This is a genomic window from Pseudomonas sp., assembly GCF_030147005.1.
Lineage (GTDB): Bacteria > Pseudomonadota > Gammaproteobacteria > Pseudomonadales > Pseudomonadaceae > Aquipseudomonas.
In genome coordinates this window covers 1-4,385 of the sequence record NZ_JASLAW010000108.1, presented here as the reverse complement: position 1 = coordinate 4,385, position 4,385 = coordinate 1, and the positions used below count along the sequence as shown (strand labels likewise).

The following is a 4,385-nucleotide window of genomic DNA, read 5'->3' as shown; positions in this document are numbered from 1 at the left end:
GACACACAGACGCGGGATGGAGCAGTCTGGTAGCTCGTCGGGCTCATAACCCGAAGGTCGTCGGTTCAAATCCGGCTCCCGCAACCAAACATCAAAAAAGGCTACTCGAAAGAGTGGCCTTTTTTGTATCCGGTGAAAAAGTTCTTCTGAAACAATGGTATGGCATCTTTCATGAAACCGTAGACGGTTTGTAGAGTCCATCTCATTGCACGCTATGCTCACTGTCTCAAGCGCTATCCTCTACGACCAATGGCCGCAGTCGCCGCACCCGGTGATCCGCGTTAATATTTGTAATTATTTTGTCCATAGGGATTGGTAACTTGGCTGGATACCCCCATCCTGTCGCGCACAATCCACGAGGTGATTGATGCGCGCCAACTCGTCTGAACCAAAAGACACTGTCACAGCGGAACAACCGATCACTCCCACCCGTTTGCGTTGGTTGGATCTGTTGAGCAAATACCGCCAGCCCATCGGCTTGGCCGTGACCTTGCTGCTGTTTGCAATTGCCCTGATCGCCTGCCGACACTTGCTGTTGGAACTGGATCTGTACGCCCTCCACGACTCGATCCTGGAAGTCCCCAAGCCCGCCCTGCTCGGCGCGTTTGCGGCGGCGGTCGCAGGCTTCGTCATCCTGTTGGGCTATGAATTCTCCGGCGCGCGTTATGCCGGGGTGAAACTGCCCGCCAAGACCCTGGCACTGGGCGGCTTCACGGCCTTTGCCATCGGTAACGCCATCGGCTTGTCGATGCTCTCGGGCGGTTCGGTGCGCTACCGTTTATATGCACGGCATGGCATTGGCGCTTCGGAAGTCGCCCATATGACCGTGTTCGCCAGCCTGGCCCTGGGTTGCGCCCTGCCGCCACTGGCTGCATTGGCAACCCTGAGCAACTTGCCGGCGGCCTCCACTTACCTGCATTTACCGCAAAGCCTGTTGGGCGGTATCGCCGGCGCCGTGCTGTTATTGTCGGTCGCGTTGTGCATCGGCATCTATCGCCGACGCCTGCCGGAACAGCCCTACCCGGATAACCTGCTGGTCAGGGCCGGGCGTCGTACCCTGCGCCTGCCTGGCCGTCGCTTGACGTTCCTGCAACTGATCATCACCGCACTGGACGTCGCCGCCGCAGCTGCCGTCCTTTATATGCTGCTGCCGGAAGCACCGCCCTTCGGCCCGTTCCTGTTGGTGTACCTGCTGGCCCTGGCCGCCGGCGTGCTCAGCCATGTACCCGGTGGCGTGGGGGTTTTCGAAGCGATCCTGCTGGCCGCCTTCGCCGACAAACTCGGCGCTGCGCCACTGGCCGCCGCCCTGCTGCTGTACCGGATGATCTACGTGGTGTTGCCGCTGTTGATCGCCTGTATCTTCCTGCTGGTCAACGAAGCCCAGCGCCTGTTCCAGACTCAGCAAAGCCTGCGCGTTGCCTCCGGCCTCGCAGCACCGGTGTTGGCCGTACTGGTTTTTTTGTCCGGCGTGGTCCTGCTGTTTTCCGGCGCCACGCCGGAGATCGATTCACGCCTGGAAAACATCGGCTTCCTGATTCCCCACCGCCTGATTGACGCTTCGCACTTCGGCGCCAGCCTGATCGGCGTGCTGTGCCTGTTGCTCGCCCAGGGCTTGCGTCGACGCTTGTCGGCCGCCTGGATGCTGACCATGATTCTGCTGCTGGTCGGCGCCCTGCTTTCGCTGCTCAAGGGTTTCGACTGGGAAGAAGCCAGCCTGATGACCATGACCGCCGTGCTGCTGGCGATCTTTCGACGCTCGTTCTACCGTGCCAGCCGTTTGACCGAACTGCCCTTCTCGCCGCTGTACCTTGTGGCCAGCGTCTGTGTGCTGGGCGCGTCGATCTGGCTGCTGCTGTTCGCCTATCAGGACGTCCCCTACAGCCATCAACTCTGGTGGCAGTTCACCCTTGATGCCAACGCCCCGCGCGGTTTGCGTTCTTTGCTGGGTGCCGCCGTGTTGCTGGTGATCGTGTCGCTGACCTGGCTGCTGCGTACCGCGCGCCCGGTCATCCATCTGCCGACCCCGGAAGAACTCGAGCGCGCCTCCAAAATCCTGATGGCCTCCTCGCAACCCGACGGCGGCCTGGCGCTGACCGGCGACAAGGCGTTGCTGTTCCACCCCAACGACGAGGCCTTCCTGATGTACGCCCGTCGCGGGCGCAGCCTGGTGGCCCTGTATGATCCGATCGGCCCGACCCAACCTCGCGCCGAGATGATCTGGCAGTTCCGCGACCTGTGCGACATTCACCACGCACGGCCGGTGTTCTATCAAGTGCGTGCGGAGAACCTGCCGTACTACATGGACATTGGACTCACCGCGATCAAGCTGGGCGAAGAAGCCCGCGTCGACCTGAAACGCTTTGATCTGGAAGCCAAGGGCAAAGAGATGAAGGATTTGCGCTACACCTGGAACCGTGGCACCCGGGACGGCCTGTCCCTGGAGATCTGCGAAGCGGGCACGGCGCCGATGGATGAATTAAAAGTTATCTCGGACGCCTGGCTTACCGGTAAGAATGTGCGCGAAAAAGGCTTCTCCCTGGGCCGCTTCAGCGATGACTACCTCAAGCACTTCCGTATCGCGATCATTCGCTTCGAAGGGCGCCCGGTGGCCTTCGCCAACCTGCTCGAGACGTACAACCATGACCTGGCCAGTCTCGACTTGATGCGCGCCCACCCGGACGCGCCGAAGCTGACCATGGAATTCATGATGGTCGGCCTGATTCAACATTATAAGAACCACGGCTACGCTCGCTTCAGCCTCGGCATGGTGCCGTTGTCGGGCCTGCAGCCGCGACGCGGCGCGCCACTGACCCAACGCTTGGGCTCGATGGTGTTCCGCCGTGGCGAGCAACTGTATAACTTTCAAGGTTTACGCCGCTTCAAAGACAAGTTCCAGCCTGACTGGGAACCCCGTTACATGGCCGTGCCCGCAGGACTTGATCCGCTGGTGGCATTGGCCGATACCGCCGCCCTGATCGCGGGCGGCTTGACTGGATTGGTGAAACGCTGATGATTCGACGCTCCTGGCGGTATGTATTGGCCTTTGTAGTGCTGCTCGCGCTGATCCTCGGCGGCGGCTATTGGTACTGGAACCGCCCTGCCCCACAGCCGACCCTGGAGCAATTGCCCCAGGCCGATGGTTCGACGATGACCCGCGTCACCCCGGCCGGCACGGCGAAAACCCGCGTGGTGGTGGCCGTGATGGCCGACGAAACCCTCACCGACAGCCAGCTGATCGCCCTCAGCCAGGGTGGCTCGGCGCAGATCGTTCAGGTGGTCCTGCCCAAGGATGACTGCAAACTGCAGGAGCAGGCGCTGCAAAGCGCCCTGGCCCAGCTTAAAGGCTCGGCGACCCTGGTCAGCGGCATCGGCCCTGGCGCGGCGCTCGCCTGGCGCTGGCTGGCCACACAGAACGACGACAAGGCCAACGCCATCTCCGTCGGCTTCGCGCTGAAACAGGAAGGCTGCAACGACCCGCTACCGAAAACCGCCGCCCACGGCAGTTGGCTGGTGGCATGGAACGACAACCCTGACGATGAAAGCGCCAGTTTCGTACGCGACACACCGCGTGCCACCACCAGCATCAGCGACTACGACATTCATTACCCGCAAGTACTGAACAACGAGCTGCGCAAGCAATTGGTGGGCTCGGACAACGGTGGCCTGGCGATTCCGGTGGTCGAAGTGCCGGCCGGTCAGGCCAAGGACACCGTGACCCTGTTCCTCTCCGGTGACGGCGGCTGGCGTGACCTGGACCGCGACGTGGCCGGCGAGATGGCGAAGATCGGCTACCCGGTGGTGGGCATCGACACCCTGCGCTACTACTGGCAACACAAAACCCCGGAACAAAGCGCCAAGGACCTGAGCGAGCTGATGCAACACTATCGGCAAAAATGGGGCACCAAACGCTTCGTGTTGACCGGTTATTCATTCGGTGCCGACGTACTGCCGGCCATCTACAACCGTATGCCGGAAAACGAACAGCAGCGGGTCGACGCAATCATCCTGCTGGCCTTCGCCCGCACCGGCAGCTTTGAGATCGAAGTGGAAGGCTGGCTGGGCAACGCCGGCAAGGAAGCCGCGACCGGCCCGGAAATGGCCAAGCTGCCGCCGGACAAGGTGGTGTGCATCTACGGCGCCGAGGAAGTCGACGAGAGCGGCTGTACCGACAAGACCGCCGTGGGCGAAGCCATGAAGCTGCCGGGTGGGCATCACTTCGACGAGAACTACCCGGCGCTGGCCAAGCGCTTGGTGGACATCATCGTCAAGCACCAGGCCAAGGCCGAGTAACTCCAGGCTGTACGCAATGCCAATGTGGGAGCGGGCTTGCTCGCGAATACGGAGTGTCAGTCACTACTGCTGTGACTGATCACCGCTTTCGCGAG

General features: G+C 61.7%; 2 protein-coding genes and 1 tRNA gene. All 3 read left to right on the top strand.

Annotated elements, in window-relative coordinates; translation table 11 throughout:
* The first annotated feature begins 10 nt into the window (after nt 1–10).
* The 3 genes from Q1V60_RS10070 (at nt 11) to Q1V60_RS10060 (ending at nt 4,290) form a co-directional block, all read left to right on the top strand.
* A tRNA-Met gene (locus Q1V60_RS10070) sits at nt 11–87 on the top strand.
* 280 nt (nt 88–367) lie between these two features.
* Complete coding sequence (gene mprF, locus Q1V60_RS10065; RefSeq protein WP_300629872.1) at nt 368–3,010, top strand: bifunctional lysylphosphatidylglycerol flippase/synthetase MprF; 2,643 nt, start codon at nt 368–370, stop codon at nt 3,008–3,010.
* Nucleotides 3,010–4,290, top strand: coding sequence for an AcvB/VirJ family lysyl-phosphatidylglycerol hydrolase (locus Q1V60_RS10060; protein ID WP_300629870.1), 1,281 nt, complete (start codon nt 3,010–3,012; stop codon nt 4,288–4,290). The genes mprF and Q1V60_RS10060 overlap by 1 nt, the downstream gene beginning before the upstream one ends.
* Nucleotides 4,291–4,385: the final 95 nt, after the last annotated feature.

Coding starts and splice junctions, on each gene's coding strand:
- mprF (WP_300629872.1), top strand. CDS start 368: ATGCGCGCCAACTCGTCTGAACCAAAAGACACTGTCACAGCGGAACAA.
- Q1V60_RS10060 (WP_300629870.1), top strand. CDS start 3,010: ATGATTCGACGCTCCTGGCGGTATGTATTGGCCTTTGTAGTGCTGCTC.